The following is a 26,914-nucleotide window of genomic DNA, read 5'->3' as shown; positions in this document are numbered from 1 at the left end:
ACCTCCCGGGAAATAGATACCCTCTATGTAAGGGTAATATTCCACTTTTCAAGTTACATGATGCGACAGGCAAACCCTTTCAGATACAGCCCTTCCGGGTAGGTAGCGATCACCGGATGATCGGCGGCCTGACGGAACTGCTCTATAAATTGTACATCACGACCAGCATCTATTGCGGCATCAGCGATGATTTTCTGAAATAAATCGGTCGTCATCAGCCCGGAGCAGGAAAATGTCAGCAGTACGCCGCCTGGGTTCAGCAACTGAATAGCCAGCATATTGATGTCCTTATAACCGCGGCAGGCGCCCATCAACTGGCTTTTGTTTTCGACAAATTTCGGCGGATCCATCACGATGACATCAAATTTCTCACCGCGATCGCGATAGGCGCGCAGCAGTTTGAACACATCATCACGTACGAACTCGGCTTTACTCAGATCCAGCTTGTTCAGTTCCACGTTCTGGCGGGCAATATCGAGTGCTTCCTGAGAGGTGTCGACGCTGACCACCTGACTGCATCCGCCCATTAATGCGGAGACCGCAAAGCCGCCGGTATAGGAGAAACAGTTCAGGACACGCTGGTTTTCCACATAACGACGCGTTGCCAGGCGGCTATCGCGTTGATCGAGGTAATAGCCGGTTTTGTGACCGTGCTGAATATCAACCAGCAGCTTCATCCCGTGTTCTTCGATAGGCAGCAGAGCAGGCGGCAGTTCGCCCGTGACGGGCCCTTGGGTCAGCGCCATACCTTCTTTTTTACGCACGGCCACATCGCTACGGTCATAAATAGCGCAGTCCGGGAAAACAATTTGCAGAGCACTAATCAGCGCGGCGCGTTGGTATTCAGCACCCGCGCTGAGCAACTGCAATACCAGGAAGTTGCCGAAGCGGTCAATAGTGACACCCGGCAGGCCGTCGGATTCTCCGGCGATCAGACGGTAGCTGTCCAGACCGTCCTTTTTCGCCAGCCAGTCACGCCATGTCAGCGCCTTCTGCAGACGACGGGTAAAGAAATCAATGTCGATGGATTCAGACTTATCGAAGGTCCAGACGCGCGCACGGATCTGCGACGCCGGAGAGAACGCACCGCGCGCTATCCATTTCCCCTGGTGGTCAACGATATCAACGGTTTCACCGAGGTTGGCTTTACCTTCCATACGTGCGACAGCACCGGAAAATACCCACGGATGGCGGCGAAGTAATGATTTTTCGCGCCCCTTGGCTAACACTAAACGAGGATAATGTGGAATTGTAGATTCAGTCATGCGGAGCAACCTCTCACAAACAGTGACGCGGGTTGGATGAAAGTACCAACCTGAAACCATTAAAATAAAATGGCGCGTAGAGTAGCACAGATGATGAGGTCAATCATCAGCGTCTGGCGCTACTGCATGATGGTATGGCGGGACCTCTGCTTATCGAGCGACAGTTTAATCTCACTGAACAGGTGCGACAACTTATTCAGTTATCCCCTGCTAATCTATGGACAGCTCAGGAGATTGCCGGTCATCTGTCCATCGGTACCTGTTCTTTCATTTATGTTGATAAGGAGAACCGCAATGTCGAAAGTCTGCATCATCGCCTGGGTCTATGGCCGGGTTCAGGGGGTAGGATTTCGCTACACCACCCAGCATGAAGCGCAACGGCTGGGGTTGACCGGCTATGCGAAGAATATGGATGACGGCAGCGTAGAAGTTGTCGCCTGTGGTGAAAGCGAGCGGGTGGAACAACTGATGAAGTGGTTGAAAGCCGGGGGACCGCGCAGCGCCAGGGTTGATCGGGTTCTCAGCGAACCGCACCGCCCTGGCGACGAGCTAAAGGGATTTAGTATCCGCTATTAAATACATTTCACCGGTTTCGGCAGGCCGGCAATTTTAGTTGCCTGCTTAGCTGGGCCTTTCGGAAACAGGCGATAGAGATAACGGCTGTTGCCTTTTTCTTCGCCAAACTTGTTGGCCATCGCTTTTACCAGCATGCGGATAGCGGGGGAGGTATTAAACTCCAGATAAAACTCGCGAACGAAACGCACCACTTCCCAGTGTTCGGGGGAGAGAACGATACCTTCGTTTTCGGCGATTTTCTCCGCCAGCGGCTCGCTCCATAGCGTGGTGTCTTTCAGATAACCTTCGCTATCGGTCTCAATTTCATGGCCTGCAAAAATGAACATAGTGCTCTGTCGATAAAGTAAAAACCGTCCTTAGTCTAGCAAATAAGGGGCGGCGTGAGAAACCTCGACCTACAGAAGAAGCTGTAGCAGATTGTTGGCATTAAGCTTCTTCAGTGCGTTGCATTTATACGTCGAAACCTGTTTTTCGCTAATCTGCGTCATATGCGCAACATGTTTTACCGATTGACCGTTAACCAGCCTGTCGAGAACATTGAACTCCATGCCAGTCAGGCAGCAATTCAGACTGCGTACCCGACGGGGCTCTTTAGCAAGCAGATACGCCGCATCCACGACGGCAATTCTGTCATCAATGATATGTAAGGTCAGCGTGGCAAAACGCTTTCGTAAATGCGTGGCCAGTGCCCAGCCTTTTTCATTGCACACCAGATAAACCGTTCCCGCCCAGCGCCTGGCCTCCAGTTGAAGCAGAATGTCGACCAGCGCCAGATGCGTCCTCGCGACGGAAAAGCGGCAACGCACAACGAGAGTGTCGCAGGCCAACAGCGAACGGTGCCACTGTAACGCGCCGCTCTCAACTTGAGTGTGAGCGTTACGGCGCAGAAGGGCGTAGCGCAACCCTTCGGCATAAAAACGATTATTATCAAGAATGACGTAATTCACGGCGGCCTCTTTATAACGTACTGGGTGTGTAGATGATGCGTAGCGTGCCGGTGTAATCCCCGGCGTTTTTACTGCTGGCTGCAAACGCAGGGGTTTTCAAAACAATAGGGGCTGGTACGCACAGTACGCTCTCACGTCCGCCGGGCAGGACGACCTGACGCAGATGCTGCGGATCGTTGGTGCCTTGCCAGACCAGGGTTTTACCGTTGGCGACGGTTTCGGTTGCGCCCGTGACGGGATTAGTGACGAAAACCTGATAGTCGAGACGATCCCGCGCATCGGTCTGACTTCCGCCGCGTCGCCGGATTGAAAATGCCTCTTCAGCACGGTCCGTTGAGGGGAGTCCGTCGTCCTCAAACCGAAGATAAGTGCGGGTGCTGGTACTGTTTTTGCCGTCGTACAGGCACATATCCAGCGTGTTTTCACCCTGGATTTCACTGCCACCCGGCCGCCCCGGGAAGTTGGTCAGGTTGAGGTTAACGACAGGCGTTGAGTGCGGAAATGCCGGCAGATAAATCTGCTGATTACCCGGATCGACAACCTCAATGCGCATCGTGGCCTGCCAGCTAGCAATGGCGCGATAGCCTGGACATCCGGTATTGACGTCGTTGAAGTTCCCGCCGCAGTTGGCAGTATCCCATTCACGCAGGTTCTGCTTCAGCGTTGCGGTCCAGATACCCGGCAGAGCGAGCTTTTCCAGCTCGCTTTTCACGATATAGAAATCGAAGTAAGGTTCTCTGTTCCAGTTTGCAACAATCTCTGTCCCTCCCGTGACAAAACTGGCATAGGTAAAAACTTTATTATTGATAAACATGTAGTGGTCGCCATAAACCTTAAGATCCACCGTTTTGCTGGTAAGGGCATGCGTAAAACGTAAATTGATGGCATAAGGTGTCCCCGGGTTCGCCGTGAACCAGACCGGGGCGGTCATGCAGGCGCCCACTGCGGAGTCGGTACGGGACAGACACGTCAGAGTATTACGTCCCCACTTTTGCGGATTAGCGGTATCATAGCCGCTCGGTTCATGAACCCAGATATCAAAGCGCGCGGGGGGGGCCATGCGATCGAAGCTGATACCGACGCTGGTGTTTCTTCCGGCAGGGGCCGCTGCCTGGGTCTGGCCCGCCCACAGGCTTAAAAAAAGTAAAATAATTAAGTGCTTGTTCACATCATTTCCCTTTTGTGACGTTGTCTGCATTCATGGCAGTTGGACCCGTTGGTACCGATCGTCCGGCGAGCATCAGCTGTGCCTGTTGCTGGACAGTATTCGGCAGGGCAGAGAAGGTTAATTCCCGGCAAGGGATCGACCCGACGTAACGCACGACGTCGCGCATAGTCTTTACATTCAGCTCGCACTGATAAAACTGCTGCTGACGCACCAGGTAGAGGTTATGCAGCAGAGCGTCGCTTTGAGCGCTAAACCCGCCGTTGCCAAGGTCGCTCCAGCCGTTAACGTTCAGTGGCACGCCGCCGATAAACGGCAAATGTTGCTCGTCAGTTAACTGGCCGAGCCAGGTGTAGCTTGCCGTGGTTTGCACGTCCCGGCGGAGCAGTTTGCCTGGCACCATAAACAGCGTTCTGCTGCCTGAACCTTGTGTGATTTCACTGCTGGCACCCCGCGAGACATCCAGCGATTCGTTAATCGTCAACGTAGTCTGCTGATAGCCCGGCACGGCGAAGAGGGCGCGGCTATTGCCTGGAATGTCTGCACTGCCGCCGTTATCCAGCGACACGGCAATGCTCGGATCCTGGGAATCTTCCGGTGTGGCAACGTTAACCGCGATGGCTGAAGCAGGACGTCCGTCGCTCCAGCGGCCCAGCCACAGACCAGAGCGCGACAGCGCAAGCGTGGAGTTGTAATTGCCGCTGCTGCTCAGGGTATGGCGCCGATCCTGACGATCCCAGACATCGCTGACTGTCAGGCTCCCGTTGCCATATCGTCCGCCCTGGCGCGTGTAGGCAGAGGTATTGAGTGAATCGCTGTTAATACCTGATGCGCTCAGTCCATACTCATTTTCACCACGTGCGTCGGCATACCAGTTGTGCGCCACGTTATAGCTCAGCTGGTTTTTATCATGCTGCTGGTGCTGCCATGTCGCGCCCAGAGAGGTATAGCTTGTCGCATTGCCCTGACGGTTATGCGCCATTGACAGACTCACGCTCAGGTAGCCGCCTTTATCCCTGCCTTCGCGCGAGTCATCGTTACGCATGAAAAGGTTAATACTGCTGTTGATGTTCAGACCGCGCGTGCTGAAAGCCGTACTTAAGCCACCCTGCCAGGCCCGCGTGCGTGAGCGGGTCATATAAACCGACTCCCAGGGCAAGCCTGCATCGTGGCGATCGTCACTGTCCGGGAGTTCCCGACGAGAAACGTATCGTCCTTCGTTGCGGTTATCCGAATATCCCAGGCTCGCGTACCAGGTGCCGACAGGGACGGAGAACATCACCGACAGGCTTCGATAACAGCCATTTACGGCGTCATATCCCGCGCTTCGGGTATTGCAGTTTTCCGCTGATAACGCGTTGCGATAGAAACTCAGTGAAAAGCCGTCGTTATAGCTGATTTGCTGAATATTGCCGCGTTGTCCTTCGCTGCCGTAAAGGTAGCTAAACCGGGTCGAGAGTACGCCATCGATCGGACCCGCATTGAAACCACGACTCCAGTCGAGTGCATTTTCCAGAAAACGTTGGTTTTTCTTTATCGCTGCGCCACTGGTGAGTGCCAGCGTTGGAGTGACAGGCAGGCGGACACCCGCCTGCGCGACCGCGCTACGTTCATCGTTTTGATTGTTATTGTCGGTTTCGCCCGCCTGCAGGAACCACTCGACGCGGTCAAACGGCGTAATACCGGTGCGGGTAAACGGTATCTGCTCGGTACGTGTCAGCCGGTTATTTTCATAGACGGACAGCGTCACGGTATAGCTCCCATCGGGGAACGATCGCGTGTCCAGGGTCTGAGCCCCGGCATTGAGATAAAAACTGGCCAGCAGCTGATTGCCCCGGCGGGCGTCAATACGCGCATCATGGGAAAGCAGCACGGTGATGGGGGTACCCTTTGAATGCTGAACCGGATTGATCCATGCCCTTGTCGAGCCTGTGCGCAGGCCGCGAATTTTGCCCAGCGGCAGTTGGCTGAGGTTGATATTCCCACCAGCATTACTGAACAGATCGCGGGTATCCATCTCGCCTAACTGAATATAGTACTGACGCCAGATATCCTGGCGAAACCAGGCATTGTTGACGGTTATTTCTTGTTGCTGCTGGTGCCTTGAACGCTGCCCCAGCCAGGTCCAGTCGAGATTAAAGTAGCCGTCCTGCGTCATGGCCAGCGCGCCATTGCCCTGAACGGTGGCTGACTGGTAATCCCTGTCGGCAACAAAATTGATATTCTGTTGATGGATCAACGCATTCTCAGTGCCCTGCGTAGGCTGATACCACTGGTTTTCTGTGGTCTGTTTAGGCAGAAATTTCTTGTCCAAAAACAGGCTAATGCGCGCGTTATTCTCATCATAGATAATGGCCGCACGATGGGTATCAATGTGATCACATCCCGTTGCGGAGCCATTGCTGCTGCACGCCAGGTTGCCGTTACGGGCAAGTGGAACGGCGAGAGCTGCAGACACAGTGGCGACGAGGGTAGGAGCGTCATTAAACTGACGTTTGATAGCCGCGACCACGGTTTCGGGTGCGACAAAACTGACCGATTCAAGTGTGATATCCGTTTCAAAAAGGCCAAGCGATTCGCCATAGAGGTTAACCTCTATCCACAGACGCTGCGTTTTCGCCAGATCTTCGAAACCTGCCGGGACGGCCATCTCGGCGCAGGCGAGTTGGATGGATGCGGGTAATAAAGCAACTAAGAGGAGAGTATTTCTGTGAAACGCCATGACCAAGCCTCGACATCATCCTGACGTCAGAGGGTGGGCACCCTCTGACGTTATCCCTTATGTACTGTGGTGTTACGCACCGCCTTCCGTGGTCGTCGCCTGCGTCAGCATCAGGCTGACAACGCCGCTGTACTGACCGGTTTTCAGAATGCCTTTGGTGGTCTGAGAAATGGTCAGTGGCAGTACCGCTGAACCGTTTTCAATGCTGCCTGGGAACAGTTCAGTTCCGGTAAATTCGGCATCGGTGGTAGACAGTGTTTTATCACCCAGAATCACCGTCATCGGTACAGTCTCGTCGCCATCCATATTGGTGAGCTTAGCTGCGCTAACGAGGCGCACTTTGACATTGCTGGTGGCGGAGTTCGACCACACCTTGGTGTTCAGGCGGTAGCTTTCCAGCCCACGACCTGGCAGGTACTGCATGTCGATGCTGGCCGGCAGTGGCGTGTTATCGGCTTGAGTCATATCCAACTGTGAGTCAACGCTGGCGTTGACGGTAATATCTTTTTGAATCGCCAGCGCGCTAAAGGACGAGGCCATCGCGGCAACAATCATCAGAGGTTTAATATAGTTACGCATTGATATCTCCATATTTACAAATGAGCACCTTGGCTCTTTAAACAAACTACGTGGGTTTTTACTGTGCCGTCGTGTTATTGCACGACGGGTAAATCAGCTTCTTCAGCGGTTTTATTCACCCAGTTGAAGTAGCGGAACTTATATTTCTGACCCTGTTTCATAGTGAGCGTTTTTAATTTCCGTTCAGTGTCCGGATAAATCGTCGCGTCTTCTTTTATCCATTTACACGATGAAACAGCATCACAAATACCAATCTCTCTGAGCGGCACACGCAATGTGCCGTTGTTTTTTAACGTTCCCCGGCGAGGGTCAATCGACAGTGAAATTACGTTTTCTTCTGGAGCAATGTGGACCAGTGCGCCCCAGATCACATTGACACCTAATGTCGCCATTGCTGCAGAGGTTTCTGCCTTGCCCGGAATAATGCTGTCAGGTTGTTTTACCCCTTCAAAATAGACACGCCAGGTGGTCTCTTTTTTCGGCGGTATAAGCGATACCAGACGAACAACGCGCATCGCGCCTGCAGCCAGAGCAAATTTCTCGGGCGTAACCACCACGCCACCTTCTTTCCACGAAGCGACGTCAATTTCTTTTTCCTGGGCTGTTCCGGGATTAAGAATTTTCTTTTGCCTCACCCGAATGAACTGAATATCATCCGTTTTTGAAGCCACCTTAATTTGCGCCGCACCGGATCTGTCTACATTCAGCTCCATGGGATACACGCTCATATTGGCCATTGTCATTTCTGAGAAAAATGGCAATGACAGCGCGGCGACATAAAAGGCGGTTGTCATGCTCACTCTTTTTTTCTGTTTCACAATCAGTCTGCCTGCTCTGAGTTTAAAGGCGGCGCGTTAACACCAGGACACCGTCTGCTTTCGTATCGCTTCAGGGCAGGGAAACTTTAACCAGAACAGCGATTTGTGAAAATTTGTATTAGTTAACTCGTTATATACAGTTTTTTATCCTGCTTTTCTGGCTTTAAGGTTGTATAGTTAAGCGAAAATACCGCGGCCAAGGATGGGAGGAAAATTCCTTCTGATGAAAAAATAAGCAGATCAGGGGGCGGTTTTCATATCGACGTACCAGGGAATAAAAAGCATGCGGTAACAGCCGAGAATAAAAGATGTTTTTTATATGCAATAATTCGTTGTTATTTGATCCTGAAGCACATGCAATAAGTCTTGTTGGACAACCCGAGTCTGTATTAACACTTTCGGCGCCAGCCGTTCGTCTTTTACAGGAATTCATTAAACACCGAGGACGCGACTTAAGCCGGGAGGAATTGATCGCTCGCGTGTGGGAAGAATTTGGCTTTACGCCATCAGGAAATAATCTCAATAAAGCGGTAAGCGAACTGCGTAAAAGCTTCCAGTCTCTGGGAGAGGGGCACGAATTGATCGTCACTGTCCCGCGCTATGGTTTCCGTTTTGATGCTGATGTGATTTTTCAGCCTGGAGAGAAAATTCAAGCCGTTGATCCGCACCCCCCCTCAGCGCAACAAGACGTTCTGCCCCGGCGAGTATCCCTGAAAAAGTGGTTCAGAATAGGGGCATTGATTGCCGTGCCGTTGGGAGCGATCTTTTACGTTAGCCGCCCGCAGGAGATAACTGTTCCGGCGAAATTAAAGCCGGTCCAGGAAAAAATCGCGCGTTGTAGTATCTGGGTCATCGAAGATCATGGACGGCCGTTAGTGCTATCAAAATTAGCTGAGCGACTGGAGGCCAATGACGTGGCTTGCGAGCGCGAGGAGTATGCTATTTATTTTTTCAGCGCCCGTTTTTCGCTTGCAACTGCTGATGAACTGTTTATCGGGGCCTGCCCGGTCAATAAAAGCCGTCTGTGCAAGACCATTCGCTATAAAAACGGGGCTGGAAAATGAAAATAAGGCTTCTTTTTGGACTGGGCGGAGCCCTGGTCGGCGGCGCGCTGGCGCTGTTTTACTATTGCGGCGCGACGGGAAAAAGCGATGTGCTGGCCTGCAGCACTGAATTTAACTTTACGCGCAATGAAGGGAAAGCAAGTGAGGTGAAGGTAAATGCCCTTGCTCAGTTCTATTTTCATCGGGACGGTACAGGGTTGACCACCTATAAAGGTGCGGCAAGAGCTGGCGGGCAAAATTTTATCGTTGACAGGGATGTAGACTTTACGTGGGAGCAGCGGGACGATGACAACGTCATTGTATTGACCTACACCAAAACCTGGCTTCGCCACAATGACAATACGCCGAATGCCCAATGGGGGAGTTTCGCCTATCCGACCTCACGCTACTACCTGACGATCTCTGAACTTTCACCTGCTGTGTGGCTTATTCAGGACCGGCGCTATCCTACCTATATCTGCCGGGGTCAATAAGGTATAAAAAAAGAGAATGCCAATGGCATTCTCTTTTTTCGTATCAGTGATGCTGATTAATCGCGGCTGGCGAAGCCCAGAATGCTCAGCAGGCTGACGAAGATGTTGTACAGCGAAACGTACAGGCTGACGGTGGCACGGATATAGTTGGTTTCACCGCCACGGATGATATTACTGGTTTCAAACAGGATTGCGCCTGAAGAAATCAGAATAAACACCGCGCTGATCGCCAGATGTAAAGCCGGCAACTGCAGGAAGATATTCGCAACCATACCAATCAGCACCACCACGATCCCTGCCATCAGCATACCGCCGAGGAAGGACATGTCTTTCCGCGTGGTCAGCACGTAGGCTGAGCAGCTGAAGAAGACCAGCGCCGTACCGCCCAAAGCCATGGCGATAACATCACCCATGCCCGCAGACAGGTATGTGTTCAGGATCGGTCCCAGAATGTAGCCCAGGAAGCCGGTGAAAGCGAAAGCTGACAGAATACCAACCGGTTTATCCGCCGTTTTATAGGTCAGGAACATCAGACCATACATACCCACCAGCGTCAGGATAAGCCCCGGAGAGGGCAACATCAGTACGGTACTGGCAGTCGCAGTGAGCGCCGAAAACGCCAGCGTCAGGCTGAGCAGGAAATAGGTATTGCGCAGCACCTTATGCGTGCTGAGTAGCGATGTACGATCGCGTGAAGAACTAATAATACGATCCATGAGTCACTCTCTTATGACAGATGTAATTAATGATGGAGGATAATGAAATCAAGGGGAATGACACAGCGGTTTTACCCATCTTTACGCATTTTAACCCGCCAGGCTTAAGCATATTATTTCAACAAAAGCTCCCGAATCAGATGTTAGCACTATATGTGTAAAAATGCCTGTTAGATATCTGCCAGGTAACTGAAAAATATTGCGTTATTCCTGTTTCTCTCTGACAGTGACAGCGGTGTCTACATAAAACAGAGCAATAAGGTAAAGGGAATGATTCAACATAAATCGAAGATATTGACGTTTACGCTGTTGACTGTCTGTTTGATGTCTATCAACGGCGCGGCGATGGCGGCAAATGTTCCCGCAGGAACAATTCTTGCAGAAAAACAGGAACTGGTCAGAAACAATGGCAGTGAGCCAGCGTCGCTGGATCCGCATAAAGTCGAAAGCAACGTTGAATTTAATTTAATCAGCGATATGTTCGACGGACTGGTGGCGGTTAAGCCGGATGGGTCTATCGAACCCCGGCTTGCCGCGTCCTGGGAGAACAAAGACAACACCGTCTGGACCTTTCATTTACGTCCGGGCATAACCTGGTCAGATGGGTCTGCCATTACCGCACAGGATGTCGTCTGGAGCTGGCAGCGTCTGGTCTCACCGCAAACAGCTTCACCTTATTCCTCGTATCTGGGCAATATGCACGTAGCAAACGCCCTCGATATTGCCCAAGGGAAAAAAGATCCTGCCGATATCGGGGTCAAAGCCCTGGATGATAGCACGCTGGAAATTACCCTGACGCAGCCAACGGCGGCGTTTCTGGCGATGCTGGCGCACCCGTCACTGGTTCCGCTGGATAAAGTGCTGATCGGCCGTTTTGGTGATAAGTGGACCCGGCCAGAACATTTTGTCTGCAGCGGGGCGTACAAGTTATCGCAGTGGGTAGTCAATGAGCGCATCGTTGCCGTGCGTAACCCGCATTATTGGGACGATCGGCACACCGTCATTGATAAGGTCACTTATTTGCCCATCAGTTCAGAGTCCGCAGACGTTAACCGCTATAAGGCCGGCGAAATCGACATTGTGTATAGCGTCCCGGTCAATCAGTTCGCGCAGTTGAAAAAGACGATGGGCGATGAACTCCATGTCTCACCTCAGCTTTCAACCTATTACTATCAGTTCAATACGACTCGAGCACCGTTTAATGACCCGCGCGTGCGCCGGGCGCTGAATATGGCGTTAGATAAAGACATCATCGCACAAAAGGTGATGGGGCAGGGGCAACGCGCGGCGTGGGTTATCAGCCAGCCGGAAATAGGGGGAGTGCAATTGCATGCGCCGGAATATGCGGCGTGGCCGCTCGAAAAACGCATTGCCGAAGCTAAGAAACTGCTGGCTGAAGCCGGTTATGGCCCTGAGCATCCGCTTAGCCTAAATCTGCTCTATAACACTTTCGAAACGCACCAGCGTATTGCCATTGCCGCATCGTCAATGTGGAAGAAAAACCTCGGCGTAGAGGCGAAGCTGCAAAATCAGGAATGGAAAACCATGCTGGATACCATGCACACCGGTAATTTTGACGTCGTGCGTTACGCATGGATCGCCGATTATGATGATGCCTCAAGTTTCCTCAATATTTTCCGTACCGGCGATAGCGAGAATACCACCAGGTACAGCAATCCCGCTTTTGATGACGCGATGCGCAAGGCGGCGAAAGCATCTTCGCTGGAGGAGCGAGGCAAATACTACCAGCAGGCTGAAGACCTTTTAGAAGAGGATGTGCCAGCGATTCCGGTTTACCACTATGTCCGCACGCATCTTGTGAAGCCGTGGGTGGGAGGATTTGCGCCAGATAACCGGGGAAATTACTACACCAAAGATATGTTCATCAAAAAACATTAAGCGCTGTAGCCAGTATTTGTGCTGAATAAACGGTCAATCTGTTGTTATTTCAGTCGATTAACAATATTTTGGCTGTTTTTCAGGCAAACGAACGCATTGGTGCTTTACAGGTCCGTTCGGGATGTTTATAGTGCGCCTCATTGGAAGCGTGGCCGAGCGGTTGAAGGCACCGGTCTTGAAAACCGGCGACCCGAAAGGGTTCTAGAGTTCGAATCTCTACGCTTCCGCCAAATTAAACAAGGGGTTACCGAAAGGTAGCCCCTTGTTGTTTTGGCTACTGGAATATTTTCCTCATCTGTCAGAACTTAGACGAAAAAAATCCCGCCGAAGCGGGAGATTTTTAGGCTTGGATTAGTCGTTTAAACAGCAACTGTTTGACGTCTTGGCGGTGTGATAAAATTGCATGTGCCGTAATCGTTGAACCATCTACCGAATACAAAACTCTATAACCACCTGCAGTGTTACACTCACGATACTTTGCAACCCCAATCTTGATCAACTCCGGGCAAACTTGGCAACCGAGGGGAAACTGGCTGACCTGTTTCTCAAACTGCTCAAGAATGTCGGTAATCACGGGCTTCACTTCCACGTCAACGTGATGCAGATAGTTGGCAATGTCATCAATGCAGGTTTTGACTGTATGCGTGTATTCGATTTTGACGCTTTCCATTACAGGATCCTTATATCAGTATTCTCTCATATAAGCCCATCCAGTAACTGCTCCTTCGAAAGTACCTTACCGTCAGATTTATCTTTCTCAGACAGTGTGAGTAGCTTCAGAAGAGCAATAGCATTTTCCCGCTCCTGCACTTGTTCATAAGACTCGATAACGTACGCGGGAGTGCCATTTTGTGTTACTAGGATCGGCTCAGATAAATTGAGAGAAGCTGCGTTTTTCTTAACGAAGCTAATAGTCTCAATTCGCATCGCACTGTCCTTTATCAGTTATGGGAGTCTTAATTTAGTCTAAATTTGATCTAAATGCAACGGTGTTGTTTTTCAATGAATGGAGCGTCCAACGTCGGCGTCACCTTCACTTTGCGGTCGAACGGAACGCTGGCTTTCTGCTCTGCAGTTCGTTTCGCATCGTCCACCAGTTATTTAACGTTTTCGGGATCACACGACTGCCTTTGTTTGTCGTCACAACAAACTCACCGCCGGTACCGAATGTATTCCGCGCCAACAGCACTTTTAAACGAAGAGACTAATAGATTAGTATCCGTAAATAACTCATCGTGATAAAAATCACTGTTATTAAGATCATCTATTGCAGTGAATGTTTACTTCTAATGAATAATTTCAGTTAATTTTTATAAATTCCTAAAGTTGTTAAAATCACGGATTCGCTCTGGCACTGTTCGCGCGTAGTGATACGGTGCGATTTTTCCAGGCATGGAGTTGTAAAATGAAACGAGTGGCGATGTGTATTTTGGGAGTGTTATTTTTATCGGGGTGCAGTCAGCGCGTTGCTGATCTGACGGTGGCAAGCACTAAAAATTACAATATGAACGGAGGACAATTTGTCACCGGTAATCGTGTTACCGGGGAGGATAGTTCCGCGATAGTTATTTTCCCTCTCGGTATGCCAAATGTTAAGGAAGCAGCGGACAAGGCTATTGAGAAAGATCGTTGCGCTGTGGGATTAACTAATGTTGTTGTCGAACACTATATGTACGCATTTTTATTTGGTGTTCAGGGGTTTACGGTTGAAGGCAACCTGATACTGGATAAAACCCTGCCAGGGTGTTTTAACGCTAAATAGATAATAATTTTAAATAACTAAAACCTCGCTCCGGCGGGGTTTTTTATTGCCCGGAGGAAATCATGTCAGAAGACCTGGGAGGCATTTATTACACAGTAAATGCCCAGACAGCCCCTTTATTGATCGCACAAAAAGAGGTTGATAGCGCGAACAAAAAAAAGCAGTCGGGTTTTGGCAAAACAGATAATTCCGTAAAAAAAGTCAGTGCCTCATTTGGCAAATTAAGCACCGCTGCATCAGAGGTAGCAACTACCTTATCAGCAAACGTAGTTGTTGAATACGAAACGCATGGACTGAATTAAGCAACAAACTGGTTAACGCCGTCAAAGCAAATGAAACGCTGGATGAAGTAACCAACCGTGTTTTTAAGGCCTCACAGGATATGGGGCGAAAAGCCATGCAGTCTCAGAAAAACGATCATTTTGTGCAGAGTATCCGAACTGAAGTCGACAGGTACATTCAGGAGCGCCAACCAGAGGCGCCGCAACCCATGCAGGCAATTATTGCCGTTCTTGAAGAATCTCTGCCCGGCGATGATTTAAAATTTGTGGCTGAAAATATTACTGTGCAGCCGGATTTATTACGCAGTCAGGATGGAAAAGATTTACTGGGAATGCTGGTGAGGGGATTAAGAAAAAGGGGGGGGCAGTGGCACTAATACATCCCCGGCCGCCAATGCCGGGAACACCACCTGATGATGGTGATTATGATGAACCGGAATTGATAGCCATGGAAGGCAGATTTCTTTGAAAGTGTTGGTATACTATCTTCAAGGTTGTGCCTAACATGTTGTTTTTTCTGGGTGCAAAGTTCGTACAATTTACTAAGAACAAATATCATATCATTGATTTTATTGAAATTGTCATCGGTCTTGAAAACCGGCGACCCGAAAGGGTTCTAGAGTTCGAATCTCTACGCTTCCGCCAAACATAAACCCCGAGCTATTTAATAGCTCGGGGTTTTTTCGTTTTGTGCAGTTTATGTCATGCCATCTTTCTCCAGCCTTAGTCGCGCAAGTGCAACTCAGCGCTGCTGCCCGGCGGAAAGCTGACGAACTGAATCATCTTCATATCTGGCAATGCCTACATGAGCGAACGTCTTTTCATTCGTCGTAATATCCATAGCAGCCCCAGCATAAAGGCCAGGTAGCCCATAACGTAATATCCATGCTGTCTTCGTTCTGCGAGCGTTGGGTCGGCCGCCCATGCCAGAAAGGCGGTAACATCCCTGGCATATTGCTCCTCCGTTTCAGCTTGTAGCGACGCTGGGCGCCATTGAATCTCTCCGCTGGTCAGCGGTTTCGGCATGTTAATCACGCCACCGGGAAAATAGCGATTAGCCTTCAGTTCGGGATCGGCAGGTTGATAACCGGTTAGCAGTGCGTAGACGTAATCTGCTCCCTGGTCCGTGTAGGGCAGAAAAGCATCCAACAGAAATTGCGGGAATCCGCGATCGTATGAGCGGGCACGCACGATATAGCTCAGGTCAACGGGAGAAGCGCCATTGTTAAGGTATCGTGCTTCCTGCTCGTTTAGATACGGCGAGATGAAGCTGTCATTTAGCGTCCCGTCTCGCTCGCCAATCTGGCCGTCATCCTGAAGCTCAGGAAACTGATAGCCGCTGGCGATACTTCTTGCTTCTTCAGCCGTGAGTTCCGGACCGCCGGGCCTGGTCAACGACCGAAAGCTAAGGTGCTTTATGCCGTGACAAGCGCGACACTTCTCTTCATAAACCTGCAGGCCACGCCGAAGCTGCGCTTTATCATACTGGCCATTGATGCCGCTGAAGCTCCATTCCTGCCGTTCAGGCGTGGCTTCCTGCGCATAGGAGGAACCCAGTCCCAACAGAGAAAAGGACAGAATGCTGATTTTCAATAGTTGTTTCATCATCAGTCCTGTTTTTCCAGAAAACGACGGCAAGGTAATACGATTAAAAACCAGGCAAACCAAATCAGAGTCGAAAGCTGCGATGCGGCACGGATCCAGCCCTCTTCGTTACGGAAACCGTCAATAAGATCGGGGCCAACCAGCGCTTTCGATCCTAACCAGCCTAAAAAGCAGGCATTAATGACCCACAGCCAGAATCCGCATTTAACCAGTTTGCTGTAATGGCGAAAACGAGCCCGGGAAGTATCAAGCCAGGGAAGGAAATAGAAAATCAGTACCGAGCTGCACATTGCGGCTAAGCCAACGAATTCATTTGGGAAGCAACGCAAAATGGAGAAGAAGGGAAGAAAATACCATTCCGGCGCAACAATCGCGGGTGTAACTGTTGGATCCGCAGGAATAAAATTATCGGCGCTGCTCAGATAGTGCGGCGCGAAGAATAAGAACCAGGCGAAGATCATCAAAAAAAGGATGATTTTGATGACATCAAGATCGGTAATTTTGTAATCGAACAGCAGGCTCCTGGACTCTTTCTCGCTAAACCTCTTTTTCATCGCCTGCGCAAACGCCGACTGTACGGTGCGAATATGAAAAACCGTTGCTCCGACAATCACAAAGGGAAGAATAAAGTGGAGAACAAAAAAGCGGCCAAGCATCGGCGTTCCCGGAGTATGGCTGCCGACTAAATATGCGTAAAGGGTATCACCCACCAGCGGAATGGCCTGGGCAAAGCGGGTAATTACCGTGGCCGCCCAGTAGCTTTTTTGCCCCCAGATAAGGCTATAACCAAGAAATGCGGTCATCATCAGCAGGATATACAGCGTAACGCTAATCATCCACATTGTCGTCCAGGGCTTGCGGTAAACGCTGTAGTACATGCCACGAAAAATATGCAGATAACAGGCAAAGAAAAAGAGCGACGCGCCAATAGCATGCATGTTGCGTAACAGTTCTCCATGGCGAACCGCACGCATAATATGAATAATGGAGTCAAATGCCAGCTCGGCCGTCGGCACGTAAAACATTGCCAGCACGATACCCGTAAGGATCTGCACACCGAGTATAACCAGCAGGATGGCGCCGATTGCGAATACCCAGAGTCCGGCAATCGAGCGAGGAAACGGGATACGCCAGCGAAGCGAATAGACGCGCTCACTCCTCATTTCAGGCTTCCTTCGTGCCGATACGCACGGCCTGACCATCCGAATGAATAACGTAGTCCGGGATTGCCAGGTTGGTCGTCGCGGGGCCGCGCGTCACGCGCCCGGAGGTATCAAACTCTGAGCCGTGGCACGGACAGATCCAACCCACGCCTCCAGGTCGGGCGTTGGGTACGCACCCGGCATGTGGACAATACCCTTGAACCACCAGCCATTGAGGATGAGCTGCTGAGACCCTCTCGCTGTCCGGTTGTGGGTCGATAAGCGTATGCCAGTCGGCACTTCTGGCAGTAATAATCTCATCCTGGGTGCGATGGTGAATAAGAATCAGCTTTCCCTGCCATACGCGTCTGACGGTTTGTCCAGCAGCAACCCCCGCAAGAGAGACATCAATCGGTTCATTTTCCGCAAGAGTCTTCTCATCCGGGCCCAGGGCCGAAACCAGCGGCCAGACGGCAGCAGCGACGCCTGCCGCACCGACGAATTTTGTCAGTTTACACAGGCATTCCCGGCGCTGTTCCTGGATTTCGCCATCTGCAAGTTTATTCTCTGTCACCTCGTATTTCTCCCTGAGTATCGCGGATTAACGTTTGTCGATACGCGCGTAAATTTCCTGAAAGCGCTTATCAGCAATACCCGGCGCTTTGAATGCCCGATAGCTTGCTGGTAACTTGGCATCTCCAACCTTTATCAGCATCACCATGCCCTGAGCGTAATGTGGTGTACATTTGATGCCGTAAAATCCGGCATTGTCATAAGTTACTTCGATCTCTTCATCTATTTTTCCCATAAAACCGGGATAGTTAGCCGGAGACAATTCAGCGATTGAAGCCGCGTTGTGGCTCTTATGTTTACGGATAAACTTCACCGTATCCCCGGGCTGGATCTCCAGATAATCCGGCTCATAGACCATTGGTCCCGCAGACCCACGATTTTTCATCAAAACGTCGTGAGTTTGTGCGAAGGTTGAAGAGGCGAGGGCGAGTAAACATAAAACTTTCAGACTCTGTTTGAGATATTTCATCGATTCTTCCTTAAAATTCATCAGGTCTTTGATAACGGATAAAACAGTTTTCAGCGCCTGTTTCATGTTCAACAATGGCGTCGATACCAAACCAGGCATGGAGGTTTTCACGGGTAAACACGGCGCAAGGAGTCCCCTGCATCTCCATATGCCCGGATGTCATGACGATGATGCGATCGCAGAACATCGCGGCATGATTGAGGTCGTGCAGAGCGGCAATGACCGTGAGCTTTTCACGTTTAACCAGACTAAGCAGGCCAATCTGATGTTGAATGTCGAGATGGTTGGTGGGTTCATCCATCAGTAACAACTGCGGCTGCTGCGCCAGCGCCCGGGCGATATGCAGGCGCTGTTTTTCTCCCCCGGAAAAGGTATGCCAGCATCGGTGCTGTAATTCACGGAGATCGACCTTCTCCAGCATAGTTTGCACGATATCGTCATCTTTGGCGGACCAGGGCGAGAGCAGGCTAAGCCAGGGCGTGCGCCCCAGAGAAACGGCTTGTAAAGCGGTAAGACGCTCGCTGGTTTCTGCCTGTTGTTCGACCAACGCCACCCGCTGCGCAAGGTGACGCCGCGAATAATGCTGGAGCGCCTTTTGCTGCAGGGCGATACGCCCGGAAGTTGGCTTCAGCAAACCGGCCAGCAGTGAAATCAGTGACGTTTTGCCCGAGCCGTTGGGACCGATGATGCCGACAAACTCGCCGGGCGTTACGCTGAGTGAAATATCTTCAACAATCGTCTTACCTTTTACCTTCCAGTACAAATTACAGGCTTCAATAACGACTTGCGCAGAGGCAACGAGTGGCTGTACAAGATTCACCGTCATTTGTTCTGGTTTCCTCTAATCAAAATGATTGAAAACGCAGGAGCGCCAACCAGAGCCGTGATCACGCCTATTGGGAGTACCTGACCGGGTAGTAACGTGCGGGAAATAACATCAGCGATAATGAGGAAAATAGCTCCGGTAAGCGCACTAACCGGCAGCAGTCGATGATGCTGGTTGCCGACCAGCAGACGAGCAGCATGAGGGATCACCAGACCGACAAAGCCGATCGCACCCACAATGGAGACCATAATCGCCGTCATGCCGGTGACGGCGGCAATCAGTACTGCACGGGTACGTTTTACCGGAATGCCCAGCGATGCCGCAGACTCCGCACCAAAGGAGAAAGCATCAAGATGGCGGGCATAACAGAAGCACAGCGCGATACCGACCAGAGCGGTAGGAATGGCTAAGACTACATCGGGCCAGCGTACACCGCTCAAATTGCCCAACAGCCAGAACATAATACCGCGTGCTTGCTCGGCGTTTGCTGAGCGGGTGATGATAAGCGATGTAATCGCATTGAAAAGCTGGGAGCTGGCGATCCCGGCAAGGATGATTTGGGTTGTCACCCCCCCACCTTGTCTACCGCCAGCGGCCATCGCCAATAGCGCAACGAACAGAAATGCCGTCAGCGCACCAATGAAAGCGCCCAATGACATACTGATGATGCCAGCCCCAAGTCCAGTGAGAGCAATCAGCACCGCTCCGGTGGACGCTCCGGCAGAAATCCCCAGTAGATAGGGTTCGGCGAGCGCATTGCGTAGCAGCGACTGTAACACTACGCCGGAAACAGCCAGGCACGCGCCGCAACTGGCCGAGACCAGCGCTCGGGTCAGGCGGTAGTTCCAGACGATCCCTGCATCCAGCGCATCGACAGGATAGTGTGTATCAAAAAGATGATTTGCCAGCGTGCTGAGAACATGCTGCCAGGGGATAAGCGTTTCGCCGATGGAAATCCCCGCCAGCAGTACGCCACACATTAGCGCACTGACCCAAACGGCATGTCCACTGACTCTCACCGCAAGCTGACCAACAGCGCGACGCATCCTGCGTGAATCACTCATGATTATCTGCGTTCCTGAGTAACGGAGATGCGCTATACCGTGTGAGGATATAGCGCAAAACGTAGATTAATGAGCAGCCTGCGGATGTGCTAAGCCATATTCAACAAGGGCATCAGCCAGTTTTTCCACACCATCAATAGTTCTGATCCCGGCATTCATGGTCTGTACGTCAATGACCGGTAGATGGTTTTCCTTGACGGCAGGAACCAGTTTGGCGACAGGATCGGACTTGAGGTATTCCATCTTGACCTTCCAGTCATCCGCCGGGAAGCGGCGACGGCTCATTTCACCGAGCACAATGAGTGAAGGATTCGCTTTTGCGATGGTTTCCCAACCCACCGTTGGCCACTCTTCAGCAGAATCAATCACATTCTTCACTCCCAGCGTTTGGGCGATCCATGCCGCCGGACCAAACTTCCCGGCAACGTAAGGGTCAAGCTGGAGGTCGGCGCTTGAGAACCAGAACACGGCGGAAACATTCTCATTCATTCCGGTAATTTTGTTTTTCGCTGCGGCTTCACGTGCTTTAAGGCTGGCAATCAGCGCCTCGCCTTTATCCTGAACATCGAAGATTTTCGCCAGATCGGCGACTTCCTGATACACCATGGCAATATCAAACATGCCCTTACGGACACCGTCACCACCATCTTCGTTATCTTTCGCACAGTCAGCTGGCGCGGTGTAAACGGGAATTTTCAGTTCACTAAACTGTTCGTAAGAGGCAACCGTGCCAGCAGGGCCGATTTGCCACTCAAACTGACTGGCGATCAGATCCGGTTTTTTCGCCACGATCCCTTCAAAACTTGGAATATTTTGCGCGATAACGGCGACTTTTTCATTTGCTGTTTTATAAGCCTCCAGTACCGGGCCAAACCACAGCGAAGTACCCACGACGCGATCGGCCAGCCCCAGTGAATAGAGAATCTCGGTACTGTTCTGACCCACCGTCGCCACGCGCGTTGGTGCCTGATTGAAGGTAATATCGCGGCCACAGTTTTTAATCGTCAGAGGATATTCGGTTTTTGCTGCCTCGGAAAAACCGGAAGTAAGCAGGAGAGCAGTCGTGCCAAAAATAGCCAGAAGCGTTTTTTTAGAGAAGTAAAAGGTAGAATTAGCGTGCATTATCATCGTCCCGTTGATGCCAGAATCTTAAGGTCTGGTCATGGCTTATTTCATTCCATATATCGGGAGGAGACATGAAGATAGATGACATTGAATCGTGAAATTTAAGAATGAAGATATGCAAAAAATGCAAATAAGCTTTACTCAGCCAAAATCTTATTCATAAATACACTACCGCTTGCGTCAAATAATTCATCCCATGGACCATCCCGTCCACTCAATGGCATATACCTTTGACAGCAGGTCTCCTGACTCACGGTAATCAGAATATCGGCCTTCCCATAAAGATGAACTTTACAGTGACCTGTGGTTTATGAGCCACACAGGGATATTCTGCATCCGCCTACAGTTGCGGGGGCAGTTATGGAATTGAATTGAATAATTCTCACCATATTCCTATTCATATACAAAAATGTAATGAAATGCTGTCGAAAGCGACTCTAGCGGCAATTGTTAACAAGGTCAACCATAGAGGGCAAGAGATAAAAGGTAGTGGTGTAGAAAAAATACTCATTTAATACAGTGAGTTATGGTTTTGTTGGTTACTGCGATGTTGTAAATGAAAATAACAACAGGAAGCTAAATGAGAATTGGTTGATATTGATCAAATTACACGCATGCTGAAAATTCTGTGTATGAAACATATTGATCACCATCAAAAGTTCCGCATATCAGCGCTTGACTCTTTTTTTGTGTACTCTCCATATGTACCAATTGCCATTCATCCTGCATATCCATAATCACGTTAAAATTGTTACGCAACCAGAAATAATACCCTCCGGGTAAAAAATGATGTGTGTGAAGATACAAAGTCTTATATTGATGTTGCTGACAGAATACCTCAGCTAAAGCAAACAACTGACTTCCGATCCCCTGTCTGCGGTAGCGCTCACCTACGTAGCAACGACAAATTTCCGCCGTTTCAGACAAGTTATAGCGACCACGTAGTTCAGTAATACGATCATCATATTGACATACCCCCAGTGTAGCGATTAATTCCTGGTTTTCACTCCACGCGCAAAGTAATAAATTCCTTTCCTGCAAGATATACTGTTGTGCGAGATCAAAGAGATCTTCTTCGGCAGAAGGCATGGCTCTACCGGCATTGAAGTATAAATTAAGATGCTCAACAAGAAACGACTGAACAGCAGGAATATCGGCGGGAGTCATCTCACTAAACCTAAATGGGATCATGGCAGCATAACTCAAATTTAGAACGGAAAATGATAATAACAATAAGACCACTTTAAAAACAATATTGAGCAGTAAGAGACAGACTCGCAATTGCATACGGAGCTATTCTCATTACGGGTTATAAATGGGTGTTTGGGCGGCCACCACAGAGTGAAATCAGGCAGAAACACTTAACAAAATTCTTCGCGCAGAAGGTCAGGCTGTCGCGAGAACTAAGGTTTTCAGCGTCTTCTTGGGATAGAAAAAAGAATTGCATCTTATTGGGCTGCCAGGCATTTGCAACTGGGGCTGCATTTTTTTCTTCATTACCTGAAGTGCCCTTATAGAAAAGCATCTGACATTTTGTTTTTGAAAACGACGTCTCAAAACATATCTGTATTCATTCTCTAAGCAGAATATTATAGAAACTAAATTATGAGTGGTAAGAGGAAATGTCACAACAAGGTGATTTACAATATGTATTATTTCATACTGTAATAGTTGATTAAGGTTAGGGTTTAGAGTATCTTTAATCTAATCGTAGATTTTCAAATAAAAGCAGACAATAACAGTATGAAAACCAGACTCTATAATTTTTCAGAAGACACAAATGAAATTTTTGTTTTTAGATGGACTCGGAAGCACTATGAATTTTGCATGGATAACGATATCTTTTTGAATCATAGAGGTAAGAAAGTTTATAAAGAAAGAAATTTGTTACTGTTCTCGAAAGGTGACAAAATTAGAATTGAAGCTGATGTTATTGCTGAACAATATTCCACAATGCCAGTAAAAAGTTTTTCTAGCGTTGGTGCGTTTTCATTTCCAACCTGTTATTTTCCGGGTAATGTAAATATCGGAAGATTTTGTAGTATTGCATCAAACGTAAAAATCATGGGAGGAAACCATCCTATGAATCGTTTTACAACTCATATGCTTACTTATAATGGCGAGTTTGATAAATATGCTGCCAACGAGTTCGGACAAAACTGGGTGTTGAAACCATTTATTACAAAGCCTAAAAATACAACGATTGGCAATGATGTCTGGATTGGCAATGATGTCGTTTTAAAAGGTGGTATTTCAATTGATGATGGTGCTGTTGTTGCAGCAAATTCCGTTGTTACTAAAGATGTGCCTCCATATGCTATTGTCGCAGGGGTTCCTGCGAAAATTATCAAATACAGATTTGAGTCAGATATTATTGAACAGTTGTTAAAAATAAAATGGTGGAACTATAATTACACCGATTTACCTGATAACAGCAAGTGTGATGATATTATAAATTTTGTCACTGAAATGAGCACGTTGATATCGAATGGCACTATAAAAGAAAAAGCATATAAAAAATTTAATCTTACCGAAATATTTACAACTCTTTAGTTTAATATGTCATTGTTGGGACTGTTATCCGGCGAAAGCAAAATGAGATAAGGACAACACGATGACAAAAGTTAGCATCTTGCTAGCGATGAGCGTTTTGCCATTGTCAGCATACGCAGCAACGACCGGACTAACCAGACTGGCACCGAGCGTCTGTGTAGAAACGATCGCTATTTCGGGCCAGATGGTAAGCGTAGCGGGAAAGTGAATACTCGTTACACCGCTCTATTGTTCAGACAGAACGATAAATCCTGATAGTCCTGCGCGTTTTCCCTGCCTGCGCGGCGGGGACGCCGTTTTCTGCTTTTCCATCTGCCCGCAACACTAACTCTCAGAAATGAGAGGCCGATCCTCTGAGCAGGACTTTTGTCCTCAATCCTCTGCAATCCGCTGGTTACAATCCCTGCATATCTTCAATACCCATAATTCAGGAATTGTTATGACTGCACATATTAATGCCAAAGCGGGTGATTTTGCGCCAACCGTTATTATGCCGGGCGATCCGCTTCGCGCTAAGTTTATTGCCGAAAATTATCTAATGGATTACCGCGAAGTCACCAATGTACGCAATATGCTGGGCTATACCGGTCTTTATTTTGGGCAACCTGTTTCGGTGATGGGACATGGCATGGGTATTCCGTCAATGACGCTTTATGCTCATGAACTGGTACATGACTTCGGTGCACAGCGAATTATTCGTGTCGGCAGTCTGGGGGCAACACAACATCATGTCAAAATGCGAGATATTATTCTTGCCATCGCCGCCGGAACGGATTCCGTCACAAATTTAAAACGTAGCGCGGGCTACGCGATGGCGACATCTGCCCATTTCCCATTATTGCAGCAGGCGTGGGCATTGGCGCAGAAGGCAGGTATTGACGTTAAAGTCGGCAATGTCTTCAGTGGCGATCTTTATTACGATCCTGACGAAAATTTAATACCTGCACTGGAAAAGTTTGGTGTGCTGGGTGTGGATATGGAAGTGGCAGGGTTATACGCTTTAGCGCATCAGTTTAATATTGAAGCGTTGGCTATATTAACCGTATCCGATCATTGCCTGACAGGAGAAGAAACAACGGCGGAAGAACGACAGTTAACCTTTAAAAATATGATAGAGCTGGCGCTAAATACAGCTGTTACGGCTTAGCATCAGCATTTAAATGAACCAATCAGAGATGGCATTATATGAAGAATAAAATAGCACTTACGCTGATTAGTTTTCTGGCAAATTTTATTATGGCAGGATTTGCCAGTCAGTTTGGCATGCTGATTGAACCGATTGCAGTACGCTACAGTGCCGATGTGAATACCGTCGCCTCGATATTTTCGCTGCTTAACGGTGGGGCGTTAGCCGGGACCATCGCCGCCTTTTTCCTGATTGAGAAAATCGGCGTTAAGCGTATGACGCTCATTATCTATTCGATAGTGTTCCTCTGCGCTCTGGCAATGCACTTAAGCTCTGGCTTATGGCCGGTGATGGTCGCCATGACCCTGGTGGGTTTCTGCGGCGGGATTGGTCTGTGCGTGGCGGGAACGATCGTGGTTTCGGTTTGGCAGGATCGCATTCAAAGTACGATGCTGGTGGTGCAGGACGCCACCTTTAACGTCGCGGGCGTAGTTTTCCCGCTGATTACCACCTTCGCCCTGACGCACAATATGTCGTGGAGTTACAGCTATCTGAGCGTAGGCATAGTGGCCTTACTCACGCTGGGCGTTGTGGCTCTCACCCGCTTTACCGCCTGTGAAGCGGCCCCTGCAGCGGATAGCGCAGACCCGGTGAAATCCGAGTGGAATCCAGGGATTATCAGCGGAGGCATTGGCCTGTTCTTAGGTATGTTGGCGCTGTATACCTTCCTGACCTGGGCACCATTATTTGTGAAGAACAAATTTGGTATTCCCTTCGAAGAAGCAGGTAATATTATTACGCAATACTGGGGTGCTGCGCTGGTCGGCGCGTTAGTCTCAACCGTTATTGTTTCCCGCGTAAAGATACATTATTTTCTGCTTAGCATTATTTTGTTAGCTTGCGTTATTACTACCATCATTGTCACGAAGGAAAATATCTCCGGGCTTGATTATCTGGCCTATAGTTACGGGTTTGTCTGCGCAGCGCTGTATAACTCCTTTATTGCCTACGGGGTTTCTTTCGTGAAGCGCGCGAGTAGCCAGAACGTTTCTTATATTTTAATTAGCGGTAGTGCTGGCGCCATGTTTAGTCCGGCGATCAGTGCGCTAATGGAAAAAACTATGGGATTGCAGAAAATTATGTATGCAATACCGGTGTTGTATTTAATTATCTTTATTATGTTGATGGGTACATTAAAACTCAAACGTAATTAAACACAGTAATAACGCTTACCTCTTTAATTAGATAGCCCGCCGTCACGCCATTTAACTGGTGGGGCGACACTCAACTTTGCTCAAAGGAATTGAAAATGTTGAAGAAAAATAAATCAATGATGAAAAAAACAGTTCTGGGTGCGGTAATTGCGATGTGCTGTACGCAAGCGCTTGCGGCTGATTATGCCGATGGCAACATCCGCAAAAATGATTTTAACTGGATGCAGATGAACTTAATGCAAAGTGTGGATGCGAAAGTGCCTTATGGTATTCGTAATGACACCTATCTTGAGCTGGAGTTTGGCGCACGATCCGGGATTATCGATCTGTATGGTTATGTGGATTTCTTTGATATTTTGGATCGCGAGCAGGACGATCGTCACGGGGGGGATAACTTCTTTGCCAAGATATCTCCACGTTTTTCCCTCGACGCCATTTTTAATAAAGATTTATCCGTTGGGCCATTTAACGAATTCTATATCGCAACGGTAAATAACATTGGCGACCGGGAATTATTCGAGCATTACGTTGGTCTCGGCACGGATGTTAAAGTGCCGTGGTTTGGTCTGGTGGGAATGAACATTTATGCGCACTATGTACGTGAAAATTACGGTGCGGATAACGAAGGCAAGTGGGATGGTTACATGTTCTCGACCAACTGGTCGACGCCGTTCTATACATTCGCCAACGGCAGTTATTTGAACTATCAGGGTTACTTTGACTACCAGTTCGCCGCGAACAAGATTGCTAACCAGCCGTTATATAGCAATAACGCGATTGAATGGTATAACGGCATCTACTGGCATTCAGAGCATTATGCAGTAGGTTATGGCTTAAAATATTTCCGCAACATGGCATTGATGGAAAACCACGGTGGAGCAGGGCGTACCACCGGACTGGGTCACTATTTCAACCTCACCTATAAGTTCTGATTGCGCTGAAATGACACA

29 protein-coding genes, 1 tRNA gene, 2 pseudogenes and 1 riboswitch are annotated in these 26,914 nt (G+C 49.2%); of the genes and pseudogenes, 14 read left to right on the top strand and 18 right to left on the bottom strand.

Going from position 1 to position 26,914, the window contains the following annotated elements; genetic code table 11:
- Positions 1-53: 53 nt before the first annotated feature.
- On the bottom strand, positions 54-1,265 hold the full coding sequence (gene rlmI / locus OGV93_RS04705) for a 23S rRNA (cytosine(1962)-C(5))-methyltransferase RlmI (protein ID WP_103929076.1): 1,212 nt from the start codon (positions 1,263-1,265) through the stop codon (positions 54-56).
- 113 nt (positions 1,266-1,378) lie between these two features.
- On the opposite strand from rlmI, the pseudogene OGV93_RS04700 reads away from it, so the two are divergent.
- Positions 1,379-1,525: pseudogene (locus tag OGV93_RS04700) on the top strand (AraC family transcriptional regulator); the annotation flags it as partial.
- Positions 1,526-1,559: 34 nt separating this feature from the next.
- Complete coding sequence (gene yccX, locus OGV93_RS04695; protein ID WP_016152492.1) at positions 1,560-1,841, top strand: acylphosphatase; 282 nt, start codon at positions 1,560-1,562, stop codon at positions 1,839-1,841.
- On the opposite strand, the gene tusE is transcribed toward yccX, so the two are convergent.
- The 6 genes from tusE to OGV93_RS04665 form a co-directional block, all read right to left on the bottom strand.
- On the bottom strand, positions 1,838-2,167 hold the full coding sequence (gene tusE / locus OGV93_RS04690; RefSeq protein WP_046275726.1) for a sulfurtransferase TusE: 330 nt from the start codon (positions 2,165-2,167) through the stop codon (positions 1,838-1,840). The two genes, yccX and tusE, sit on opposite strands and share 4 nt — an antisense overlap.
- Before the next feature lie 69 nt (positions 2,168-2,236).
- A complete protein-coding gene (locus OGV93_RS04685) occupies positions 2,237-2,788 on the bottom strand; it encodes a LuxR C-terminal-related transcriptional regulator (protein ID WP_103929077.1) in 552 nt (183 codons plus the stop codon).
- Positions 2,789-2,798: 10 nt separating this feature from the next.
- Complete coding sequence (locus OGV93_RS04680; RefSeq protein ID WP_103929078.1) at positions 2,799-3,956, bottom strand: CblD like pilus biogenesis initiator family protein; 1,158 nt, start codon at positions 3,954-3,956, stop codon at positions 2,799-2,801.
- 1 nt (position 3,957) lies between these two features.
- Positions 3,958-6,675 (bottom strand): TcfC E-set like domain-containing protein, encoded by a 2,718-nt coding sequence (locus tag OGV93_RS04675; protein WP_287109415.1) that lies wholly within the window; start codon positions 6,673-6,675, stop codon positions 3,958-3,960.
- A gap of 72 nt (positions 6,676-6,747) precedes the next feature.
- Positions 6,748-7,254: a CS1 type fimbrial major subunit gene (locus OGV93_RS04670; protein WP_016152497.1), complete on the bottom strand. Its 507-nt coding sequence runs from the start codon at positions 7,252-7,254 to the stop codon at positions 6,748-6,750.
- Between the two features lie 74 nt (positions 7,255-7,328).
- Entirely contained in the window at positions 7,329-8,072 is a 744-nt protein-coding gene (locus tag OGV93_RS04665; RefSeq protein ID WP_165500000.1) for a fimbrial protein, read from the bottom strand.
- Between the two features lie 308 nt (positions 8,073-8,380).
- On the opposite strand from OGV93_RS04665, the gene OGV93_RS04660 reads away from it, so the two are divergent.
- The gene (locus OGV93_RS04660) at positions 8,381-9,136 is read left to right on the top strand and encodes a winged helix-turn-helix domain-containing protein (protein ID WP_103929080.1); all 756 of its coding nucleotides are present in this window, start codon (positions 8,381-8,383) and stop codon (positions 9,134-9,136) included.
- Positions 9,133-9,609 (top strand): hypothetical protein, encoded by a 477-nt coding sequence (locus tag OGV93_RS04655; protein WP_019076424.1) that lies wholly within the window; start codon positions 9,133-9,135, stop codon positions 9,607-9,609. Before OGV93_RS04660 ends, OGV93_RS04655 begins: the two co-directional genes overlap by 4 nt.
- Before the next feature lie 56 nt (positions 9,610-9,665).
- Here the strand turns inward: OGV93_RS04655 and yccA are convergent, their stop codons facing one another.
- The gene (yccA, locus tag OGV93_RS04650; protein ID WP_016152501.1) at positions 9,666-10,325 is read right to left on the bottom strand and encodes an FtsH protease modulator YccA; all 660 of its coding nucleotides are present in this window, start codon (positions 10,323-10,325) and stop codon (positions 9,666-9,668) included.
- Between the two features lie 270 nt (positions 10,326-10,595).
- Between yccA and OGV93_RS04645 the strand changes: the two genes are divergently transcribed.
- Together OGV93_RS04645 and OGV93_RS04640 are read left to right on the top strand one after the other, a co-directional pair.
- On the top strand, positions 10,596-12,224 hold the full coding sequence (locus tag OGV93_RS04645) for an ABC transporter substrate-binding protein (RefSeq protein WP_287109414.1): 1,629 nt from the start codon (positions 10,596-10,598) through the stop codon (positions 12,222-12,224).
- Between the two features lie 142 nt (positions 12,225-12,366).
- Positions 12,367-12,454: transfer RNA gene (locus OGV93_RS04640), tRNA-Ser, on the top strand.
- A 110-nt stretch (positions 12,455-12,564) separates the two neighbouring features.
- Here the strand turns inward: OGV93_RS04640 and OGV93_RS04635 are convergent.
- On the bottom strand, positions 12,565-12,894 hold the full coding sequence (locus OGV93_RS04635) for a type II toxin-antitoxin system RelE/ParE family toxin (protein ID WP_049040818.1): 330 nt from the start codon (positions 12,892-12,894) through the stop codon (positions 12,565-12,567).
- 26 nt (positions 12,895-12,920) lie between these two features.
- Positions 12,921-13,151 (bottom strand): type II toxin-antitoxin system Phd/YefM family antitoxin, encoded by a 231-nt coding sequence (locus OGV93_RS04630; RefSeq protein ID WP_049040815.1) that lies wholly within the window; start codon positions 13,149-13,151, stop codon positions 12,921-12,923.
- A gap of 478 nt (positions 13,152-13,629) precedes the next feature.
- Between OGV93_RS04630 and OGV93_RS04625 the strand changes: the two genes are divergently transcribed.
- From OGV93_RS04625 to OGV93_RS04615, 3 genes are all read left to right on the top strand, one after another.
- The gene (locus OGV93_RS04625) at positions 13,630-13,986 is read left to right on the top strand and encodes a hypothetical protein (RefSeq protein WP_101699898.1); all 357 of its coding nucleotides are present in this window, start codon (positions 13,630-13,632) and stop codon (positions 13,984-13,986) included.
- Positions 13,987-14,048: 62 nt separating this feature from the next.
- Entirely contained in the window at positions 14,049-14,288 is a 240-nt protein-coding gene (locus OGV93_RS04620) for a hypothetical protein (RefSeq protein WP_287109413.1), read from the top strand.
- Positions 14,289-14,383: 95 nt separating this feature from the next.
- Complete coding sequence (locus OGV93_RS04615; RefSeq protein ID WP_287109412.1) at positions 14,384-14,644, top strand: hypothetical protein; 261 nt, start codon at positions 14,384-14,386, stop codon at positions 14,642-14,644.
- A 424-nt stretch (positions 14,645-15,068) separates the two neighbouring features.
- Here OGV93_RS04615 and OGV93_RS04610 read toward each other — a convergent pair whose 3' ends face one another.
- The 8 genes from OGV93_RS04610 to OGV93_RS04575 all read right to left on the bottom strand — a co-directional run bounded on the left by OGV93_RS04610 (position 15,069) and on the right by OGV93_RS04575 (position 22,262).
- Positions 15,069-15,872, bottom strand: coding sequence for a cytochrome c1 (locus tag OGV93_RS04610; RefSeq protein ID WP_353057865.1), 804 nt, complete (start codon positions 15,870-15,872; stop codon positions 15,069-15,071).
- A 2-nt stretch (positions 15,873-15,874) separates the two neighbouring features.
- Positions 15,875-17,035: a cytochrome b gene (locus tag OGV93_RS04605; protein WP_016156146.1), complete on the bottom strand. Its 1,161-nt coding sequence runs from the start codon at positions 17,033-17,035 to the stop codon at positions 15,875-15,877.
- A gap of 1 nt (position 17,036) precedes the next feature.
- On the bottom strand, positions 17,037-17,588 hold the full coding sequence (petA, locus tag OGV93_RS04600; RefSeq protein ID WP_101700007.1) for a ubiquinol-cytochrome c reductase iron-sulfur subunit: 552 nt from the start codon (positions 17,586-17,588) through the stop codon (positions 17,037-17,039).
- Between the two features lie 27 nt (positions 17,589-17,615).
- Positions 17,616-18,056, bottom strand: a complete 441-nt coding sequence (locus tag OGV93_RS04595) for a pseudoazurin (protein ID WP_049271402.1) — start codon at positions 18,054-18,056, stop codon at positions 17,616-17,618.
- 10 nt (positions 18,057-18,066) lie between these two features.
- Complete coding sequence (locus OGV93_RS04590; protein ID WP_103929106.1) at positions 18,067-18,882, bottom strand: ABC transporter ATP-binding protein; 816 nt, start codon at positions 18,880-18,882, stop codon at positions 18,067-18,069.
- Positions 18,879-19,946 (bottom strand): FecCD family ABC transporter permease, encoded by a 1,068-nt coding sequence (locus tag OGV93_RS04585; protein ID WP_016156150.1) that lies wholly within the window; start codon positions 19,944-19,946, stop codon positions 18,879-18,881. Before OGV93_RS04585 ends, OGV93_RS04590 begins: the two co-directional genes overlap by 4 nt.
- Before the next feature lie 66 nt (positions 19,947-20,012).
- Entirely contained in the window at positions 20,013-21,068 is a 1,056-nt protein-coding gene (locus tag OGV93_RS04580; protein ID WP_149381045.1) for an ABC transporter substrate-binding protein, read from the bottom strand.
- Positions 21,069-21,289: 221 nt separating this feature from the next.
- Positions 21,290-21,513: riboswitch (cobalamin riboswitch) on the bottom strand.
- Positions 21,514-21,677: 164 nt separating this feature from the next.
- The gene (locus OGV93_RS04575; protein WP_353057864.1) at positions 21,678-22,262 is read right to left on the bottom strand and encodes a GNAT family N-acetyltransferase; all 585 of its coding nucleotides are present in this window, start codon (positions 22,260-22,262) and stop codon (positions 21,678-21,680) included.
- Positions 22,263-22,814: 552 nt separating this feature from the next.
- Between OGV93_RS04575 and OGV93_RS04570 the strand changes: the two genes are divergently transcribed.
- From OGV93_RS04570 to OGV93_RS04550, 5 genes and pseudogenes are all read left to right on the top strand, one after another.
- Positions 22,815-23,624 (top strand): CatB-related O-acetyltransferase, encoded by an 810-nt coding sequence (locus OGV93_RS04570; RefSeq protein ID WP_287109409.1) that lies wholly within the window; start codon positions 22,815-22,817, stop codon positions 23,622-23,624.
- Between the two features lie 147 nt (positions 23,625-23,771).
- A pseudogene (locus OGV93_RS04565) lies at positions 23,772-23,879 on the top strand (YcgJ family protein); the annotation flags it as partial.
- 184 nt (positions 23,880-24,063) lie between these two features.
- Complete coding sequence (deoD, locus tag OGV93_RS04560) at positions 24,064-24,771, top strand: purine-nucleoside phosphorylase (RefSeq protein WP_287109408.1); 708 nt, start codon at positions 24,064-24,066, stop codon at positions 24,769-24,771.
- Positions 24,772-24,809: 38 nt separating this feature from the next.
- On the top strand, positions 24,810-25,964 hold the full coding sequence (gene tsgA, locus OGV93_RS04555; RefSeq protein WP_220221524.1) for an MFS transporter TsgA: 1,155 nt from the start codon (positions 24,810-24,812) through the stop codon (positions 25,962-25,964).
- A 95-nt stretch (positions 25,965-26,059) separates the two neighbouring features.
- Complete coding sequence (locus OGV93_RS04550; protein ID WP_016152568.1) at positions 26,060-26,896, top strand: outer membrane protein OmpK; 837 nt, start codon at positions 26,060-26,062, stop codon at positions 26,894-26,896.
- Positions 26,897-26,914: the final 18 nt, after the last annotated feature.

It is taken from the genome of Citrobacter sp. Cb031 (assembly GCF_030336725.1).
GTDB classification, from domain to species: Bacteria; Pseudomonadota; Gammaproteobacteria; order Enterobacterales; family Enterobacteriaceae; genus Citrobacter; species Citrobacter braakii.
The sequence above is the reverse complement of the archived record's forward strand: the minus strand, read 5'-3'. Positions and strand labels throughout refer to the sequence as shown.